The following is a 15,214-nucleotide window of genomic DNA, read 5'->3' on the forward strand; positions in this document are numbered from 1 at the left end:
CGCATCACCTCATAGGAGAAGTCAATGAACGCCCTGCGTATCCGCCGTGCCACCATCGCCGTCACCGCCGCCGCCGTCCTCCCGCTCGTCCTGACCGCCTGCGGAGGCGACGACAGCAAGAAGGACAGCTCGTCCTCGCCCTCCGAGGCCGCCGCGCCCCCGGCGGCGCAGTCCTCCGCCGGTGGTGACGCGTCGATGACGGACAAGCCGTTCGGCACCGCGTGTGCGTCCGTGCCGAAGGACGGTGCGGGTTCCTTCGACGGCATGGCCAAGGACCCGGTCGCCACCGCCGCCTCGCACAACCCGGCGCTGTCCACCCTGGTCGCCGCGGTCAAGAAGGCCGGCCTGGTCGACACCCTCAACAACGCCCAGAACATCACCGTGTTCGCCCCCACCAACGACGCCTTCGCGAAGATCCCGAAGGCCGACCTGGACAAGGTCCTCAGCGACAAGGCGATGCTCACCAAGATCCTCACGTACCACGTCGTCGGCCAGAAGGTCGCCCCCAAGGCTCTGGAGAACGGCTCGTTCGACACCCTGGAGAAGGGCAAGGTCACCACGGCCGGCTCGGGCACCGAGTACAAGGTCAACGACAGCGCCAACGTGGTCTGCGGCAACGTGCCCACCGCCAACGCCACCGTCTACATCATCGACACCGTCCTGATGCCGAAGTAGTTCGGCCCCCGACGGCCCTGTCCGCGCCCTCCGGGGCAGCCGGGGACTTTCGTCCAAGACAGGGCCGTCGAAGCCGGCGCCCGTAGGGGCGTGCGCAGCTACGAAACGGGACCCGCCGCACCGGACCACGATGCCGGGAGGGGCTGGGAGGTCGCCCGCCCCCTCGGCGGTACGTCCCTCGGCGGCGTCCGGATGGCGGGGTTCCGCGACCGGATCGCCGCCGGCCTGGACAAGCGGGTGTGCGCGCAGCCTTCCGTCCTGGGAGCACCTGGACACCAGCGTCCGCAGCGGCGGCGTCGCGTTCGACGATCCTCACGCACTGCCGCGAGGCGCTGCCGTCGGGCGGCCGCGTCCTGATCGTGGAGCCCGTGCTTCCCGAAGGCGTCGGTGCCGACGCCGGAGCCCGGGGCGGCGATGAGGTCACGTACTCCCTCATCGAGGCCGTTGCCGGCTGACGCGAACCGCGCGGAGGGGGTGACGTGAGCGGGGCCTGCCCGGTCGTGCGGGGGATCGGGGGATACGTGTGAGGCCTGCCCGGTCGGGTGGCTCGATCGCCGACCGGGCAGGCCGGGCTCCGCAGGGATGTACGTCAAGTCCCTTGCTTAAGAAGGGAGTTCAGCCCTTGTTCAGTGCCCGGTCGAGGAGCGGGAGCAGCCGGTCCCAGTGGCGCCGCAGGGCATCGGCGTCGAAGGCGCTGGTGTCGGACATGGTGAAGCCGTGGATGGTGCCGGGGTACACCTCGCAGGTGTGGTCGACGCCGGCGGCGTCCAGGGCTCGCTCCAGCTCCTCGATCGCCATGTTCGGCACGTCGCCCTCGGCGAAGCCCAGGTGGAGTTGGGCGTTGAGTTCGGGGGCGAGCAGGTGCGGACTGTCGGGAGTGTCCTTGACCAGCGGGCCGGGATGGAACCCCGCGACGGCGGCGACCAGGTCGGGGTGGGCGGCCGCGGCGCGGATCGCCAGAGCGGCACCCATGCAGTAGCCGATCGCGGCGACCGGGCCGTCGCCGACCTCGGGCTGGGCGGTGAGGAACTTCAGGTACGCGTCGGCGTCACGCAGCGCCAGCTCCGGGGTGTGCGCGTCGATCAGCGGCATGAGCTGGGCGAAGACGGCCTGCCGGGTCTCCGCGCCGATGTGCTCGGGAAGGTCGATCACCGGGGCGGGGCGGTGCCGGTAGAAGAGGTTGGGGACGAGTACGTAGTACCCGTGCCCGGCCAGTTCGCGGGCCATCTCCTCAAGGACGGGCCGCACGCCGATGGCGTCCATGTACAGCAGCACCCCTGGGTGCCGCTCGCCGTCGTCCGGGAAGACGGCGAACGCGTCGGCCTGGCCGTCGGCGGTGGGAATCTGGAACGTCTTGGTAGGTATGGCGGATCTTCCTTCCGTGGACCGACGCCGGGGCGCGGTCTCTGTCGAACTCCGTCGGAGTGAGTGCCGCCGGAGATCGATCCACCCGGCGAAGACCCACGATTGCCGCCGTGACCCGTGGGGTCAAGCCCATCGCTGCCCGGCGCCCGTGCGGGCGCCTTCGGCGCGGGAATCCTCGGCCGGTAATGGCCCGAGGTGCTTCGGGGTGGCCCTCGCTGGGCCTCAACTCGCTTGTCCCGCACGCATGTTGGGGTTCCTGGGCGGCCGCCGCGCCGGCGCTCACGTGCGAGGTGCCCGCTGCTCCAGGCCGTTCAGGATGAGGGCGAGCCCCGCCTCGAACGCCGATTCGTGGTCGATCGGGGGAAGGCCGGCCGGCCGGTCCGGGGCGCCGCCGAGGGCGAGCTCCGCCTGCTCCTCCAGGACGCTGCCGATCGTGAAGCGCCCGGCGGCCAGCATCGCCATCTGGGCGTCCCGCTCCGGCAGGCCGCATCCGACCAGGAAGTCCACCTTGTGCGCGACCCGGTCGAGGTCGGTCACGCCGGGGCTGCTTCCGGCGTGCAGCCGTGCGCCGTCGCGGCGGGCCAGCAGGGTCCGCCGGAAGCTGCGGTTGTTGTCGAGGAACCACGCGCGCCAGTCCTGGCCCGGTGCCGGCAGCGGAGCCGTCGCATGGGGGGCCATCGCGGCCTCCGCCATGGCGCCGAGGAGCTCCTTCTTGTTGCTGAAGTGCCAGTAGAGCGACGGCTGTTCCACGCCGAGGCGCTTCGCCAGCTGCCTCGTACTGACGGCGTCGAGCCCCACCTCGTCGAGCAGGTCGAGCGCCTCGGCGAGAACGGTCTCGCGGTTCATTTTCCTCACCTTGACAACCTATCGCCGATAGATGACTCTGCAAAGGAACCTATCGCTGATAGATACGGAGCGCGGCATGACGCTCAAGTCCGGCACCACCTCGCTGAAGGTCCTCGTCTGCGGCGGCGGCGTCGCGGGGGAGGCGCTCGCCTACTGGCTGGCGCGCGGAGGTCACCAGGTGACCGTCGTCGAACGCTTCCCGGCGCTGCGGGCGAACGGCGCCCAGGTCGACCTACGGGGGCAGGGAATCGAAGCGGCCAGGCGCATGGAGCTCCTCGACGCCGTCCGGAGCAAGCTCGTGGACGAGCCGGGGGTCGCCCTCGTGAACGCCCGGGGCAAGGCGCGGGCGACGATCATGGCCAACACCTCCGGACGTGGCCGGCAGACGCTCACGTCCGAGTACGAGATCATGCGCGGCGATCTGGTGCGCATCCTGCACGACGTGGCGAAGGACGGCGTGGACCACGTCTTCGGGGTGAGCGTGGAGAGCTTCGAGCAGGGCGACGAGCAGGTCGTCGCCCGCTTCTCCGACGGCTCGTCCGGCGCGTTCGACGTCCTGGTCGGCGCCGATGGGCAGGGCTCGCGCGTCCGCCGCGCCATCCTGCCGCCGGGCACGCCCGACCCGTACTGGCGGACGGGCATCCACATGGCGTACTGGTTCGTTCCGCGCATCGCCTCCGACGGCGACATCCGGGACACCTACCTCGCCCCCGGCGGCCGGATGATCATGCGCAGGAGCCACAACCCGGCCGAGACCCAGGCCTACTTCATGCTGCGCGAGGAGTCCGCCGAGGCCTCGGCCGTCCATCGGGAACCGGTCGAACGGCAGAAGGAGTTCTGGACCGGCAGGTTCCGCGACGCGGGATGGCAGACCGTGCGTTTTCTCGACGGGATGAAGGCGACGGAGAGCTTCTACTCCCAGGAAGTCGTCCAGGTGCGCACCGACACCTGGTCCCGTGGCCGTGTGGTGCTGGTCGGAGACGCGGCGCACTGCGCCTCTCCTTACAGCGGCATGGGCATATCGGGCGGTCTGGTCGGCGCCTACGTCCTGGCCGGCGAGATCAACCGGCACGCCGACGACCTGCCCACGGCGTTCGCCAACTACGAAGCCGCGCTACGGCCGTTCGTCGACGAGATCCAGGCCACGGTGAAGCCTCGCCTCCTGCGCATGGGCATGCCCACGAGCCGGGCGGCGATCGGCGCCGTCCGCTCCGTCGCGGCGCTGGCCTGCCTCCTGCGCGTCCCCGACCTCGTCGCGCGGCACGCGAAGCAGGACCGGGGCGGGGCTTGGCGGCTCCCGGAAAGCCCGGTGGGCGACGGGGGCGCCTGAAGGCGGATGGCCCGGCGCCTCTAGGCGAACGGGCCGTCGAGCGTGAAGCGGCGCAGTTGCTGGGCGAAGGCCTCCGCCTCGCCCGGCGGCCAGGAGGAGAGACTGGCCGTGATGTGGGTGGCGAGGCGGGTCCGCAGCTCCGCGACCGTCCGCTCTCCCCGCTCGGTGAGGACGAGCAGAGTTGCCCGCCGGTCGTTGGGGTCCGCCTCGCGCCGGACGAGTCCGGCGGCCTCCAGGCGTGAGGCGCGCCGCGTGACACCGGAGCGGTCGATGCCGACCTCGGGGGCCAGGTCGGCCGCACTGCGCGGACCAGTGCGGGCCAGCGCGCTGAGCACCGGATACGTCACCTCGTCCACCCCCTCGCCCATGCCTTCGGTGAGCTGCTTGTGCAGGTGTGCGCGGGTGGTGCGCCGCAGCAGAACGCCCAGCGCCTCCGCGATCTCGTGCCCCAGTTCGTTCTCCACCCCGTAACAATAACGTGCGTGTCGCACGCGTTCCGCGTCGACCGCTGCCGCATCGGTGCGTCGGCGATCCCGATGTCGTGTCGTCGGGCCGACGGAGTGGCGCGCCCCGTTCCGTCCGCATATCCGCCGTCATCTGGGTACGGGGAAATGTGTCCACGTCGGCGGTCCGGCGCGAGGCGCCCGTGAGGGCCCGTCGCGTCGTTCCCGGCCGTGGTGGACGGCAGGTGCGAGGGCAGGGAATGGAACGTTGCGAGATCTGAGTCAGGCCGTCGGCCAGTGGAAGCAGTGGGCGCTCTGGGAGGGCGCGGCGGTGGGCCGGTCGGCGCGGCGCGCGCTGGGCGGGCCGGGTCCCGAGCGGGACACCGCCGTCCAGGCGCTGAAGGCGGCGGCCGCGGCGCTGATCGCCTGGGCACTGGCGGGCTGGTGGTGGAAGGCGCCGATGGCGATGCTCGCGCCCTGGACAGCGATCTTCCTGGTGCAGAGCACCGTCTACCGGTCGCTGAAATCGGCGCTGCAGCAGTTCGTCGTCGTGGTCATGGGCACCCTTCTCGCCGCCGGAGCGGGAGTCCTCACCGGCAACGCCATGCTGGCCATGATCATCGCGCTGCCGGTGGCCATGCTCTTCGGCTCGTACGCCCGGTTCGGCACCCAGGGCCTCAACGCGCCGACCGCCGCCCTGTTCGTCCTCGTCTACGGCACGTATTCGGGCTTCGACATCCTGCACCGGTTCCTTGAGACACTCCTCGGCGCGGCCATCGGGCTCGCGGTCAACGCGCTCGTGCTGCCTCCGGTGCACTCCCGCAGCGTGCGCCATCTGCGCTCGCACCTGCCCGAGGAAAGCGCCGCACTGCTGCACACGGTCGCCGACGGGCTCAGCGACGACGGCCTCACCCAGGAGGGGGCGCAGACCTGGCACGACCGGGCCTGGCGGCTCACCGACCGGGTCACCGAGCTCCGCACGGCCCGCAGCTGGTCGGACGAGAGCTACCGCTTCAACCCCGGCCGGAAGCTGCGCCGCTCCGCTCCGCTGCCCCCGGCCGCCGACTGGGACTTCACCTGGGACCGCATCACCCACCACATCGAGGCGATCACCCGAACCCTCGCCGAATCGGCGGGCGGATCCGGCCGCGCCGCCCTGCCCGACGCGGCGCCCGCCATCGTGGCGGAGCTGCTGCGCGCGGCGGGGGACGTCTGTGAGCTCGACGACACACTGGAGCACTCCGACCCGGGGGAGCCGGGCGCGGACGAGTCGCGGCGCCGGCGCGGCCGGGACCGACGGGCGGCCCTGCAAAGGGCCTACACCGCCCAGAGCGAGCTGAACTCGATGTTCCGCGAGCGCGGCGACGAGTACCTCGACACCTTCGCCGCCGTCACCGCGGACACGATCCGACTGCTCAGCGACCTCTCGTCGATCGCGGGACGCGAGCCGGACGACGAGGCCGCCCGGGACGACGCGCACGGAGCCGCCGGATAGGCACGGACCGCCGCGGGGCGACAAACCGCGACTTGACGCGCGGGAGGGTGTCATCGCTGGTCACGGCCGTGTTGTGAAGCTGACGGCCGGGCTGTGGATTAGTTGGGCCCGCCACGGGAGATTGGACAGGACCTGACACACTCAGCCGTATGGATACCGTCCGCAGGAACAACGTCACCGTCACCGGTAACCCGCAGGGGCCCACGGTGGTACTGGCGCACGGCTTCGGCTGCGATCAGAACATGTGGCGTTCGACGGTGCGGGCGCTGGCCGAGGACTACCGGGTGGTGCTCTTCGACTACGTGGGCGCCGGCCGCTCCGACGTGTCCGCCTTCTCGGAACGGCGCTATTCCTCGCTGCACGGCTACGCCCAGGACGTGGTGGACGTGTGTGAGGCGCTCGACCTGCGCGACGCCGTGTTCGTGGGGCATTCGGTCAGCTCGATGGTCGGAGTGCTCGCCGCGGACATGGTTCCCGAGCGCATCGGCTCCCTGGTGATGGTCGCCCCCTCGCCCCGCTACATCGACGAGGACGGCTACCGGGGCGGGTTCAGCGCCGAGGACATCGACGAGCTGCTCGCGTCCCTGGAGGCGAACTACCTCGGCTGGTCGGGGGCGATGGCACCGGTGATCATGGGGAACCCGGACCGTCCCGAGCTCGGCGACGAACTGAAGAACAGCTTCTGCGCCACCGACCCCGAGATGGCACGCGTCTTCGCGCGCACCACCTTCCTGTCCGACTCCAGGGACGAGCTGAAGAGCGTGAAGGTGCCGACTCTCATCCTCGAGTGCACCCAGGACGCCATCGCGCCCCGGGAAGTCGGCGCGTTCGTGCACCGGGCCATCCCCGGCTCGCAGCTGGTCACGCTCGACGCGACCGGCCACTGCCCCCACATGTCGGCGCCCGAAGCCACCAATGACGCGATCCTCAACTTCCTTGCGGGGCGCCGATGATGGGCCAAACCGATCAGCAGCCCGACCCCAGCGAGTCGGAGGACCGCCACCGCGGACAGGCGCCGGACGCCGCCTTCGCCGCACTGCTGGAGGACAGCGCCGAGGACCTGTACGAGCGCGCGCCGTGCGGCTATCTCTCCACGCTGATGGACGGCACCATCGCGAAGACCAACGAGACGCTCCTGAACTGGCTCGGCCTGGAGCGGGAGGCCGTGGTGGGCCGCATGCGGTTCACCGACCTGCTGAGCGTCGGCGGCAAGCTCTACCACGAGACGCACTTCGCGCCGCTGCTGCGCATGCGGGGTGAGATCAACGGGATCGCGCTGGAGATCAAGCAGGCCGACGGAGGCCCCATGCCGGTCCTCGTCTCCTCGGCGGTCAAGCAGAGCAGTGCCGGCGACCCCCTGCTCATCCGGACCACCCTGTTCGACGCCCGCGACCGCCGGGCCTACGAGGAGGAACTCCTGCGCGGCCGAAGAGCCGCCGAAGAAGCACACCGGCAGGCGGAGGCGGACCGCGCCCGGCTGCAGGACGCGCTCGCCGTGCTCCAGCAGTCGCTGCTCCCGCACGCCCTGCCGTCGATTCCCGGCGTGGAGACCGCCGCCTACTACCACACGGCTTCCCCAGACCGGCTCGGCGGCGACTTCTACGACGTCTTCCCGCTCGACGGGAAACGCTTCGCGTTCTTCCTCGGCGACGTCTGCGGCAAGGGCCCCCAGGCCGCCGCCGTCACCTCGCTCACCCGCTACACCCTGCGCGCGGCGGCCCTGCACGACCCCGACCCGGTCTCCGCCCTCACCACGCTCAACCACGTGCTCCACGAGCGCTATACGGGCGGCGGCGACCCGCGTTACTGCACCGCCGTCTTCGGCACCTTCGAACCCGATCCCGACACCGGCGAGGTGGCCGTCCACCTCGCCTCGGGCGGCCACCCCCCGGCGCTCGTGCTCCGCACCGACGGCACGGCCGCCTTCCTGCCCACCCCAGGCGGCCTGCTCATCGGCATCCTGCCCTCGGCACCCTTCACCGCCGCCACCACCGTCCTGGCGCCCGGGGACACCCTCCTGCTCTACACCGACGGTCTCACCGAGGCCCGTACCGGCGAGGACCGCGCCGGCCTGTACGGGGACGAAGCCCTGCTGGACTTCGCCGCCGGCCAGGCCGGCGCCTCGCCGCACGCCGTGATCCAGGCGCTCACCGGACTGCTCGACAGCTTCGGCGACGGCCTCGACGACGACACCGCCCTGCTCGCCCTTGGCGTCCCAGCCGCCAACTCGCAGATGAGAAAAGCAGAATGAGCCAGCTGAAGATCACCACCCGAGACGCCGCTACCGGTCCCGTTCTGGATGTCTTCGGCGCGCTCGACTACGCCACCGCCGCCGAACTGCGCGAACTGATCAGCGACACGCCCCTGCGGCCCGGCCAGTGCCTCGTCCTGGACCTGGGCGGCATGGACTTCTGCGACTCCAGCGGCATCAGCGCCCTGATCGTGGCCCGCCACCACGCCCATGCCGCGGGCGCCGACATCGCCCTCGCCGCCGTACCGTCCAACACCCTGCGCGTGCTGCGCATCGTCGGCCTCGACCAGGTCTTCACCATGCGCCCCAGCAGCGACAGCGTTGCCTGATCCCGTCACGGTTGCCTGATCCCGTCACGACGGGGGAGCACTGCGGGCCCGCGTCCGGGTGCGGGGCACCGCGCGCATCAGCGTGTGCAGAACGGCGTCGATGGTGTCCCGGGGCGGTTCGTCGGCGACGTGGGTGAGCAGGCGGGCGAGCGTCCGCAGCAGGGGCGGTGACGCCATGACCCGGGGGTGCAGCACGGGCCGGTAACCGTAGCGGCCGAGGACGAGATCGCCGGCCAGGTTACCGAGGCGGTAGTGACGCCCCCACCGGCGGTTGATCTCCGCCGGATACTGCCGCAACGCGTGTTCACGTCCGGGCCCGGCGGGCCGGGCCAGAGCCAGGGCGATGGTCTCGGCGGCGACTTCGGCGGCCTCCATGGCCTGCCCGATCCCCTCCCCGCTCCAGGGGCTGACCATGCCCGCGCTGTCCCCGACGAGCAGCAGTCCGCGGTGGTACTGCGGATGACGGTTGAAGCCCATGGGCAGTGCGGCACTGCGCAGTGGGGAGGCGGCGTTCTCCTCGGTCACGCCCCAGTCGCCCGGGAGGCGGGTCAGCCACCGGTCCATGGTCGCGCGCAGATCGACCGGACCGTGCCGGCGATGGGGCATCGCGCCGAGACCCACGTTGATCCGGCCGTCCCCGAGCGGGAAGACCCAGCCGTAGCCCGGAAGATCGCGGCCGGTCCTGCTGCACAGGAGGTCGGCCCAGAGCTCCAGATAGGGGTCCCGGGAACGCTCCTCGCTGCGGTAGTAGCGACGGGCGGCGGTGGCGATGGTGCGCTTGGGATCCCGCTCAAGGCCCATCTGCAGGGCGGTCCGGGCCGATGCGCCGTCCGCGGCGACCACCAGCGGAGCCCGGAAGCGGACGGGCTCCTTGCCGGGCCCGGCGACAGCGGTCACGCCGATGATCCGCCCCGCGCGGTCGGTCACCGGCGCGGTGACCCTGACTCCGGTACGCAGCCGTGCCCCGGCGGCGACCGCGTGCGAAGCGAGCAGGTCGTCGAAGTCACGGCGGGTACGGGTGAGTCCGAAGTCGGGGCCGCTGCCGAGGCGCGGCCAGTCGATCTCGACCTGGCGGCCCTCGCACACCCAGCGCATGCCCCGATTGCGCATCCAGCCAGGGGCGTTGATGTCGATGCCCATCCGCACCAGCTGGTGCACGCCTCGTGGCGTCAGGCCGTCCCCGCACACCTTGTCGCGGGGGAACCCGCTCTTCTCGAGGAGGAGGACGTCCACACCCGCCCGAGCCAGATGGAGCGCGGCCGCCGAGCCCGCGGGACCGGCCCCCACCACCAGGACCTGCGCCTCGTCACCGTCCGACCGGTCCTTGCGCAGTGGCCCTTCGGGCCCGTCGCTCCCCGCACCAGCGTCTCGTGTGATCACCCGTCCACTATGGACGATCGGCGGCGAGGACAGGGTGAACTGCCGCGTACCGGCGCGAGCAAGGCACGCGGCTCGCCGCAGCGGTCACACGGAGGAGGCCCGACCGGCGCCGGGGCGCTGCTCGCTCTGTTCCTCCAGGCGCAGGGCCTTGTCATGGAGGCGCTGGCGCAGCTCCGGGTCCAAAGCACGCGCCGCGGCGGCACGCAGCGCGTTCACATGGACGCGCAGCTGCCGGGCGGATCGCTCGCGGACTTCGTCTGCCATGTTCATGGGGGAGTCCTCCAGATGTCCGAGGGAGGGGCGAGGGTGCACTCAGAGAACCAGTGCCGCGCCCCCCGTGCACGTCGAACGGCTTCGGGCTACGGCGTTCGTGCGGAAGGGCCGACGCGATCCCCGCCCCGCGCCCCGCGAACGCGCGCTCGGCCCTCGGGGACGAGGGCCGAGCGCGCTAGCGGTCCGGCGCCAGGGCGGTCCCGGGTCAGGCGGCGTCGAGGTGCTCGGCGAGGGTCTGCTGGCGTACACGACTGCATGCGCGGGTGATCAGCCGCGAGATGTGCATCTGGGAGAGCCCGAGTTCCACGGCGATCTGGTTCTGGGTCATGTCCTTGAAGAACCGCATGTAGAGGATCTGCGACTCGCGCTCCGGCAGCGCGCGCAGCGCGGGCCTGACCGCCTCCCGGTCGATGACGTGGTCGAAGCCGGGCTCCGTCGTACCGAGACTGTCGGCAAGCGACGCCCCGGCCCCCTCGCTCTGGGCGCCGCCGGACTCCGCCTCCAGGGACAGGCTCCTGAACGACTCGATCGCCTCCATGCCGGCCCGGACCTCGTCCTCGTCGAGCCCGCACTGGGCGGCCAGCTCGGCGATGGTGGGCTCGCCGGGCCGGCCGGCCTGGAGCTCGCTGCGCGCGACCCGGACCTTGTTGCGGAACTCCTGGACCCGGCGCGGTACATGGACCGCCCACAGGGAGTCCCGGAAGTGCCGCTTGATCTCCCCGTTGATGGTCGGAATCGCGTACGCCTCGAACGCGCCCCGGGCCGCCTCGTACCGGTCCACCGCCTTGATCAGTCCCATCGCGGCCACCTGGTACAGGTCGTCGATCTCGGCCCCGCGGTTGCGGTACTTGCCTGCCAGCCGAGCCGACATCGGGAGCCACCGCGCCACCAGCTCGTCGCGCAGCGCGTGGTACTCCGGGCCCTCGTCAAGGGAGTTGAGGCGGGCGAAGGCGGCTTCGGTGTCAGGGGCGTCGTCATGGTTCCGCGTACGCGGAACGGCGGTGGTCATTCTTGGGGCTCCTGGACGTCAGAGGTAGCTGTAGGGACCGCCGCTGAACCCCAAGCGTCCAGGCCGCGTCCGGAGATGACACGCCCAGGACGCACGGGTCCCGCGGGCGTGCCTCCGGTCCGAAGCACACGATCCGCCTGCCCTCGACTTCACACCCCAAACAGCCGTCCTCGTCCCGCACGCCGAATTGGCCCGAACGGACCAACCGGCCTGTCGCCGCCCGCCACGGCCGTTCGCACGATAAGGGCCGCCTGCCGGAATTCCGGCAGACGGCCCCGAGGTGACGCCCCGTTCGATCAGCGCTCAGTGCGCAGGATCCGCCCCGCGCGGAGTGCCGCTTCCGCATGGCCGAACAGTCCCGGCAGGCCGCCCGTGTGGAGCAGGACGGTGCGCTCGCCCGGTCGGATGTCGCCGTCGCGCACGGCGGCGATGAGCCCGGCGGCGGCGCGGCCGGTGTAGACGGGGTCCAGGATCACGCCCTCGGCGGCCGCGACCGTCGTGATGGCGTCGAGGACAGGCTGGTGCAGGACCGCGTAGGCCTCACCGATCTGATCGGAGCGGACCCGCAGCGCCTCGGCCGGCTGTTCGTCTCCGGTCAGTTCACCGACGATCGCGGCTGCCGTACGTGCCGGGTCGGGCAGGGCGCCGACGTCGACGCCGAGGACCCGTTCCGAGCCGAGAGCGGCGACCAGGCCGGCCATGGTGGCGCCGGACCCGAGCGCGGTGACGACATGGCGCACGCCGTGCTGCTGAGCCAGGATCTCGGTGCCCGCCTCCAGATAGCCCCGGGCGCCGAGCGGACTGGAGCCGCCGAAGGGTACGAGGTAGGGCCGGGCGCCCCGCTCGCGCAGCGAGGCGCACGTCTTCTGTGCCGCCTCGGCCAACTCGGCCGGGGCGGAGGCTCCCTCGGCCGCTACGACACGGGCGCCGAGCAGGGCGTCGAGCAGCAGGTTCCCCGCGATGGCCGGCGGGTCCTCGGGCCCGGGCATCACCAGCACCGCCTGGAGGCCGACGCGGGCAGCGGCGGCGGCGGTGAGACGGGCGTGGTTGCTCTGCGGTCCGCCGGTCGTCACCAGGGTGTCCGCACCTTGCCGCAGCGCGTCGGCCACCAGCCACTCCAGCTTGCGCACCTTGTTCCCGCCACCGCCGAGCCCCGTCAGATCGTCACGCTTGATCCACAGGTCACCCGCGCGCAGCCCGATCGCCTCGGCCAGCCGGGGCGCGGGCTCCATGGGCGTGGGCCACGCCGCCAGCGCGAACTTCTCCGGCATCCGCGTCTCCCTCATGTCCCTGTCCAAGTCTGTTCACCTCACCGACGGACGGCACCGAACGACGGGCGGCACACGCACCGACGTCCAGCACACGCGTCGACGCAGCCTTTCACAGGAGCCGGAGCCCCCGCCGCCCCATGTGACCGATGAGTTTCGCCTCTCGGAACCGTCTGCCCATCGAGGGCACGCCGCCGCGTGCCTGCCGGACGACCGAGACGACATGAGACGAGCCGCCATGACGAAGAGCGCGCACACCGAGGCCGAGGACAACGTGAGCGCCGAGCTGACGGTCGCCGCACCCGCCGCGACGGTGTTCGCCGTACTGGCGGACCCGACGACCCACGCGGCGATCGACGGAACCGGCTGGGTGCAGGAGTCCGTCGACAGGGCGCCCCTGACCGAGGCCGGGCAGCTCTTCCGGATGGACATGTATCACCCGAACCATCCCAACGGGAACTACCAGGTGGTCAACAAGGTCCAGGTGCTCGAACCGCCGCGCGCCATCGGCTGGTTGACCGGTTCCCGCGACGACAGCGGCGAGCTGGAGTTCGGCGGCTGGATCTGGCGTTACGACCTGGTGCCGCTCGGCCCGGACGAGACCGAGGTGGCGCTCACCTACGACTGGTCGGCGGTGCCGCAGTCCATCCGGGAGTACATCCAGTTCCCGCCGTTCGGCCCGGAGCACCTCACCAACTCGCTCCGCCACCTGGCCGAAGTCGTCGCCGGCAGGTGACGCCACCCGAGCCGCCTCAGGGCGTACCGGACCGACGCGCCGGATTGAGCCCGCTTCGCGGGGGCAAGCGGGGCCTGAGATGGTGGATGTCCTGCCGTACGAGCAGGCCAGAGGGGAAGGTCGGGTCAGGATGGCCGAGTTGTCGCCGTCGGCGCCGGAGCAGGAGTCCGCATCGTTGGAAGGCGGCGGCGCTCCGACCCCACCGCTGCGGCCGGGCGCCTACGATCCGGCCGACTACGCCGAGTGCGTCGTGCGCAGCGCCGCCGAGGCGGGGGTGTCGCCCCTGCTGGTCATGACCGTGCTGCACAACGAGGCGTACAAGCCGCACCACCCGCTGTGGGAACGGCTGTGGCAGTGGTGGAAGCCGGGGGCGTCCTTCGGGGTGGCGAACATGCACAGCGCGACCTTCGAGCAGGTCCGGCGTTCGCACGGCTTGACGGAGCGCTGGCAGGACCTGCGTGACGATCCCGCCTTCGCCATCCGCGCGGCGGCCCTGCACCTGAAGGACCTGGACCGAAGGCTCCCGGAACGGCACGTGCGCCGCTACGCGCGCGACGAACTCCTCGCCCTGGGCTACAACGCGGGCGAGCGCAACATGCGCGCCTTCGCCCGAGGTGTCCCTGCCGGCCCCATGGCGCGGTCGTACCTGCGTCGCTTCCGTGCCTATCGGGGCCGGGCCGCAGCGGCGCTGGAGAGCGCCGCCTGACCGGACGGCTCAGCCGGCGTCGGCCTTCCGCGCGACGCCGTACGCCCAGAGGACGAGCGGGACTTGCAGGGGCAGCCGGGCTATCGCCGCCGCGCGAAGCGCCGGAGAGCGATCGCGCCAGTCGTAGGCCATCTTGACGTTGGCCGGGAGCACGCCCACAAAGAACGCGGCCGCAGCGAGAGCGGCGGGCCGGCGCGTCGCGGGCAGCGCCACGCCGACGCCGAGGGCGAGTTCCGCCGCCGCGCTGGCGTAGGTCCAGAAGCGCGGCGTGCCGGGCAGGGCGCGGGGCACCATCGAGTCGAAGAGATCCGGATTCGCCACGTGCGCGGCACTGGCGCCCGCGAGCAGCCCCGCGAGGAGCCGGTGCGAAGTGGGGGAGGGGGCCACGGGGTCTCCTTGGGGTCGGGCGTAGGGGTGGGTCGTGAGTGTTACCCGACAGTAGCCCACGGCGGTGGTGTCCGTCGGTGGGTCGCAGAGTTGTCGAAGGGGGCTGGAAATAGGGGCCCTGGCGAGCGAGTTCACAGTGTCCTCGGCCATACTGCGCCCGTGGAGCAGCGATCAGAACACCAGTACATGCCCCTGGGCGGCGCCGCGACGGATCCCTCGTACGTCCCCGGCCTCGTGCCGGCGCGTGCGGTTGCGCAGGCGCCGGAGCCTCGGTCCGACGAACCCGTCGCGGACGACGCCGTACCCGAAGCGGACGAGGACGGCCGGGTCGCCGTGACGGCCGAAGCCGAAGCGGCCGACGGCGGGGCGCACGAGGCCGACGCTGAGGCAGTGGACGTCGACGCCGAACCGGACGATGGCGAAGGGCCCGCCTGCGAGATCTCGGACCGGGTGGGGTCGCTCGTCGCCGGCCGCGGGGGCGTGCGGCTTCGCCTCCTCGACGAAGAGGCCGACTTCCGGTGGGACGAGATCAGCGCGGTCGAGTACCGGACACCGTGGTGGTCCCGCCGGTTCGAGGTCGTCGTGTACACGCCTACGCACCGGAGGTTCTCGCACGACATCGAGGCCCCCGACCGAGCCACCCTCAAGCAGTGGACCGAACAGCTCGAAGCGGTGCTCGACGCGTACTTCGAGGACTGAGCGGTGGGTGTGGATGGCGGTG

At 71.7% G+C, this 15,214-nt stretch carries 18 protein-coding genes; 10 read left to right on the forward strand and 8 right to left on the reverse strand.

From position 1 onward, the window contains the following. Positions 1-24 precede the first annotated feature (24 nt). On the forward strand, positions 25-675 hold the full coding sequence (locus tag ACFYZA_RS04760) for a fasciclin domain-containing protein (RefSeq protein ID WP_388487192.1): 651 nt from the start codon (positions 25-27) through the stop codon (positions 673-675). Between the two features lie 239 nt (positions 676-914). Then, positions 915-1,130, forward strand: a complete 216-nt coding sequence (locus tag ACFYZA_RS04765; protein WP_388487194.1) for a hypothetical protein — start codon at positions 915-917, stop codon at positions 1,128-1,130. A gap of 160 nt (positions 1,131-1,290) precedes the next feature. Here ACFYZA_RS04765 and ACFYZA_RS04770 read toward each other — a convergent pair whose 3' ends face one another. Continuing rightward, positions 1,291-2,040 carry a dienelactone hydrolase family protein gene (locus ACFYZA_RS04770; protein ID WP_382588315.1) on the reverse strand — a complete coding sequence of 250 codons (750 nt, stop codon included), beginning with the start codon at positions 2,038-2,040 and terminating at the stop codon, positions 1,291-1,293. A 279-nt stretch (positions 2,041-2,319) separates the two neighbouring features. Then, complete coding sequence (locus ACFYZA_RS04775) at positions 2,320-2,886, reverse strand: TetR/AcrR family transcriptional regulator C-terminal domain-containing protein (protein ID WP_388487196.1); 567 nt, start codon at positions 2,884-2,886, stop codon at positions 2,320-2,322. A gap of 76 nt (positions 2,887-2,962) precedes the next feature. On the opposite strand from ACFYZA_RS04775, the gene ACFYZA_RS04780 reads away from it, so the two are divergent. Further along, positions 2,963-4,216, forward strand: coding sequence for an FAD-dependent oxidoreductase (locus ACFYZA_RS04780; protein WP_388487199.1), 1,254 nt, complete (start codon positions 2,963-2,965; stop codon positions 4,214-4,216). Positions 4,217-4,236: 20 nt separating this feature from the next. On the opposite strand, the gene ACFYZA_RS04785 is transcribed toward ACFYZA_RS04780, so the two are convergent. Next, on the reverse strand, positions 4,237-4,680 hold the full coding sequence (locus ACFYZA_RS04785; RefSeq protein ID WP_382588034.1) for a MarR family winged helix-turn-helix transcriptional regulator: 444 nt from the start codon (positions 4,678-4,680) through the stop codon (positions 4,237-4,239). A 247-nt stretch (positions 4,681-4,927) separates the two neighbouring features. Here ACFYZA_RS04785 and ACFYZA_RS04790 point away from each other — a divergent pair, with 247 nt between their 5' ends. From ACFYZA_RS04790 to ACFYZA_RS04805, 4 genes are all read left to right on the forward strand, one after another. After that, positions 4,928-6,154 (forward strand): aromatic acid exporter family protein, encoded by a 1,227-nt coding sequence (locus ACFYZA_RS04790; RefSeq protein ID WP_388487201.1) that lies wholly within the window; start codon positions 4,928-4,930, stop codon positions 6,152-6,154. Between the two features lie 149 nt (positions 6,155-6,303). After that, positions 6,304-7,107, forward strand: coding sequence for an alpha/beta fold hydrolase (locus ACFYZA_RS04795; protein WP_388487203.1), 804 nt, complete (start codon positions 6,304-6,306; stop codon positions 7,105-7,107). Continuing rightward, positions 7,104-8,405: a PP2C family protein-serine/threonine phosphatase gene (locus ACFYZA_RS04800; RefSeq protein WP_388487206.1), complete on the forward strand. Its 1,302-nt coding sequence runs from the start codon at positions 7,104-7,106 to the stop codon at positions 8,403-8,405. The genes ACFYZA_RS04795 and ACFYZA_RS04800 overlap by 4 nt, the downstream gene beginning before the upstream one ends. Next, positions 8,402-8,734: an STAS domain-containing protein gene (locus tag ACFYZA_RS04805; protein WP_382588042.1), complete on the forward strand. Its 333-nt coding sequence runs from the start codon at positions 8,402-8,404 to the stop codon at positions 8,732-8,734. Before ACFYZA_RS04800 ends, ACFYZA_RS04805 begins: the two co-directional genes overlap by 4 nt. A 24-nt stretch (positions 8,735-8,758) precedes the next feature. Here ACFYZA_RS04805 and ACFYZA_RS04810 read toward each other — a convergent pair whose 3' ends face one another. From ACFYZA_RS04810 to ACFYZA_RS04825, 4 genes are all read right to left on the reverse strand, one after another. Further along, entirely contained in the window at positions 8,759-10,066 is a 1,308-nt protein-coding gene (locus ACFYZA_RS04810; RefSeq protein WP_388487998.1) for a geranylgeranyl reductase family protein, read from the reverse strand. Positions 10,067-10,198: 132 nt separating this feature from the next. Continuing rightward, positions 10,199-10,384 (reverse strand): DUF6381 family protein, encoded by a 186-nt coding sequence (locus ACFYZA_RS04815; protein WP_382588044.1) that lies wholly within the window; start codon positions 10,382-10,384, stop codon positions 10,199-10,201. 208 nt (positions 10,385-10,592) lie between these two features. Beyond that, the gene (locus tag ACFYZA_RS04820; protein WP_388487208.1) at positions 10,593-11,396 is read right to left on the reverse strand and encodes a SigB/SigF/SigG family RNA polymerase sigma factor; all 804 of its coding nucleotides are present in this window, start codon (positions 11,394-11,396) and stop codon (positions 10,593-10,595) included. A 296-nt stretch (positions 11,397-11,692) separates the two neighbouring features. Further along, positions 11,693-12,667, reverse strand: a complete 975-nt coding sequence (locus ACFYZA_RS04825) for a D-cysteine desulfhydrase family protein (RefSeq protein ID WP_388487209.1) — start codon at positions 12,665-12,667, stop codon at positions 11,693-11,695. 235 nt (positions 12,668-12,902) lie between these two features. Here ACFYZA_RS04825 and ACFYZA_RS04830 point away from each other — a divergent pair, with 235 nt between their 5' ends. Together ACFYZA_RS04830 and ACFYZA_RS04835 are read left to right on the forward strand one after the other, a co-directional pair. Beyond that, positions 12,903-13,400 carry a polyketide cyclase gene (locus tag ACFYZA_RS04830; RefSeq protein WP_388487212.1) on the forward strand — a complete coding sequence of 166 codons (498 nt, stop codon included), beginning with the start codon at positions 12,903-12,905 and terminating at the stop codon, positions 13,398-13,400. Between the two features lie 130 nt (positions 13,401-13,530). Continuing rightward, a complete protein-coding gene (locus ACFYZA_RS04835; RefSeq protein ID WP_382588052.1) occupies positions 13,531-14,106 on the forward strand; it encodes a lytic transglycosylase domain-containing protein in 576 nt (191 codons plus the stop codon). A 9-nt stretch (positions 14,107-14,115) separates the two neighbouring features. Here the strand turns inward: ACFYZA_RS04835 and ACFYZA_RS04840 are convergent, their stop codons facing one another. Further along, positions 14,116-14,493 carry a hypothetical protein gene (locus tag ACFYZA_RS04840; protein WP_382588054.1) on the reverse strand — a complete coding sequence of 126 codons (378 nt, stop codon included), beginning with the start codon at positions 14,491-14,493 and terminating at the stop codon, positions 14,116-14,118. A gap of 159 nt (positions 14,494-14,652) precedes the next feature. Between ACFYZA_RS04840 and ACFYZA_RS04845 the strand changes: the two genes are divergently transcribed. After that, the gene (locus ACFYZA_RS04845) at positions 14,653-15,192 is read left to right on the forward strand and encodes a hypothetical protein (RefSeq protein ID WP_388487214.1); all 540 of its coding nucleotides are present in this window, start codon (positions 14,653-14,655) and stop codon (positions 15,190-15,192) included. Positions 15,193-15,214 lie beyond the last annotated feature (22 nt).

This window comes from Streptomyces sp. NPDC001828, from assembly GCF_042892175.1.
In the GTDB taxonomy this organism is placed as follows: Bacteria; Actinomycetota; Actinomycetes; order Streptomycetales; family Streptomycetaceae; genus Streptomyces.

Bases quoted from the DNA above. Each gene is read 5' to 3' on its own strand.
- ACFYZA_RS04760 (WP_388487192.1), top strand. From the start codon at position 25: ATGAACGCCCTGCGTATCCGCCGTGCCACCATCGCCGTCACCGCCGCC.
- ACFYZA_RS04775 (WP_388487196.1), bottom strand. From the start codon at position 2,886: ATGAACCGCGAGACCGTTCTCGCCGAGGCGCTCGACCTGCTCGACGAG.
- ACFYZA_RS04780 (WP_388487199.1), top strand. From the start codon at position 2,963: ATGACGCTCAAGTCCGGCACCACCTCGCTGAAGGTCCTCGTCTGCGGC.
- ACFYZA_RS04795 (WP_388487203.1), top strand. From the start codon at position 6,304: ATGGATACCGTCCGCAGGAACAACGTCACCGTCACCGGTAACCCGCAG.
- ACFYZA_RS04800 (WP_388487206.1), top strand. From the start codon at position 7,104: ATGATGGGCCAAACCGATCAGCAGCCCGACCCCAGCGAGTCGGAGGAC.
- ACFYZA_RS04805 (WP_382588042.1), top strand. From the start codon at position 8,402: ATGAGCCAGCTGAAGATCACCACCCGAGACGCCGCTACCGGTCCCGTT.
- ACFYZA_RS04815 (WP_382588044.1), bottom strand. From the start codon at position 10,384: ATGAACATGGCAGACGAAGTCCGCGAGCGATCCGCCCGGCAGCTGCGC.
- ACFYZA_RS04820 (WP_388487208.1), bottom strand. From the start codon at position 11,396: ATGACCACCGCCGTTCCGCGTACGCGGAACCATGACGACGCCCCTGAC.
- ACFYZA_RS04825 (WP_388487209.1), bottom strand. From the start codon at position 12,667: ATGCCGGAGAAGTTCGCGCTGGCGGCGTGGCCCACGCCCATGGAGCCC.
- ACFYZA_RS04830 (WP_388487212.1), top strand. From the start codon at position 12,903: ATGACGAAGAGCGCGCACACCGAGGCCGAGGACAACGTGAGCGCCGAG.
- ACFYZA_RS04835 (WP_382588052.1), top strand. From the start codon at position 13,531: ATGGCCGAGTTGTCGCCGTCGGCGCCGGAGCAGGAGTCCGCATCGTTG.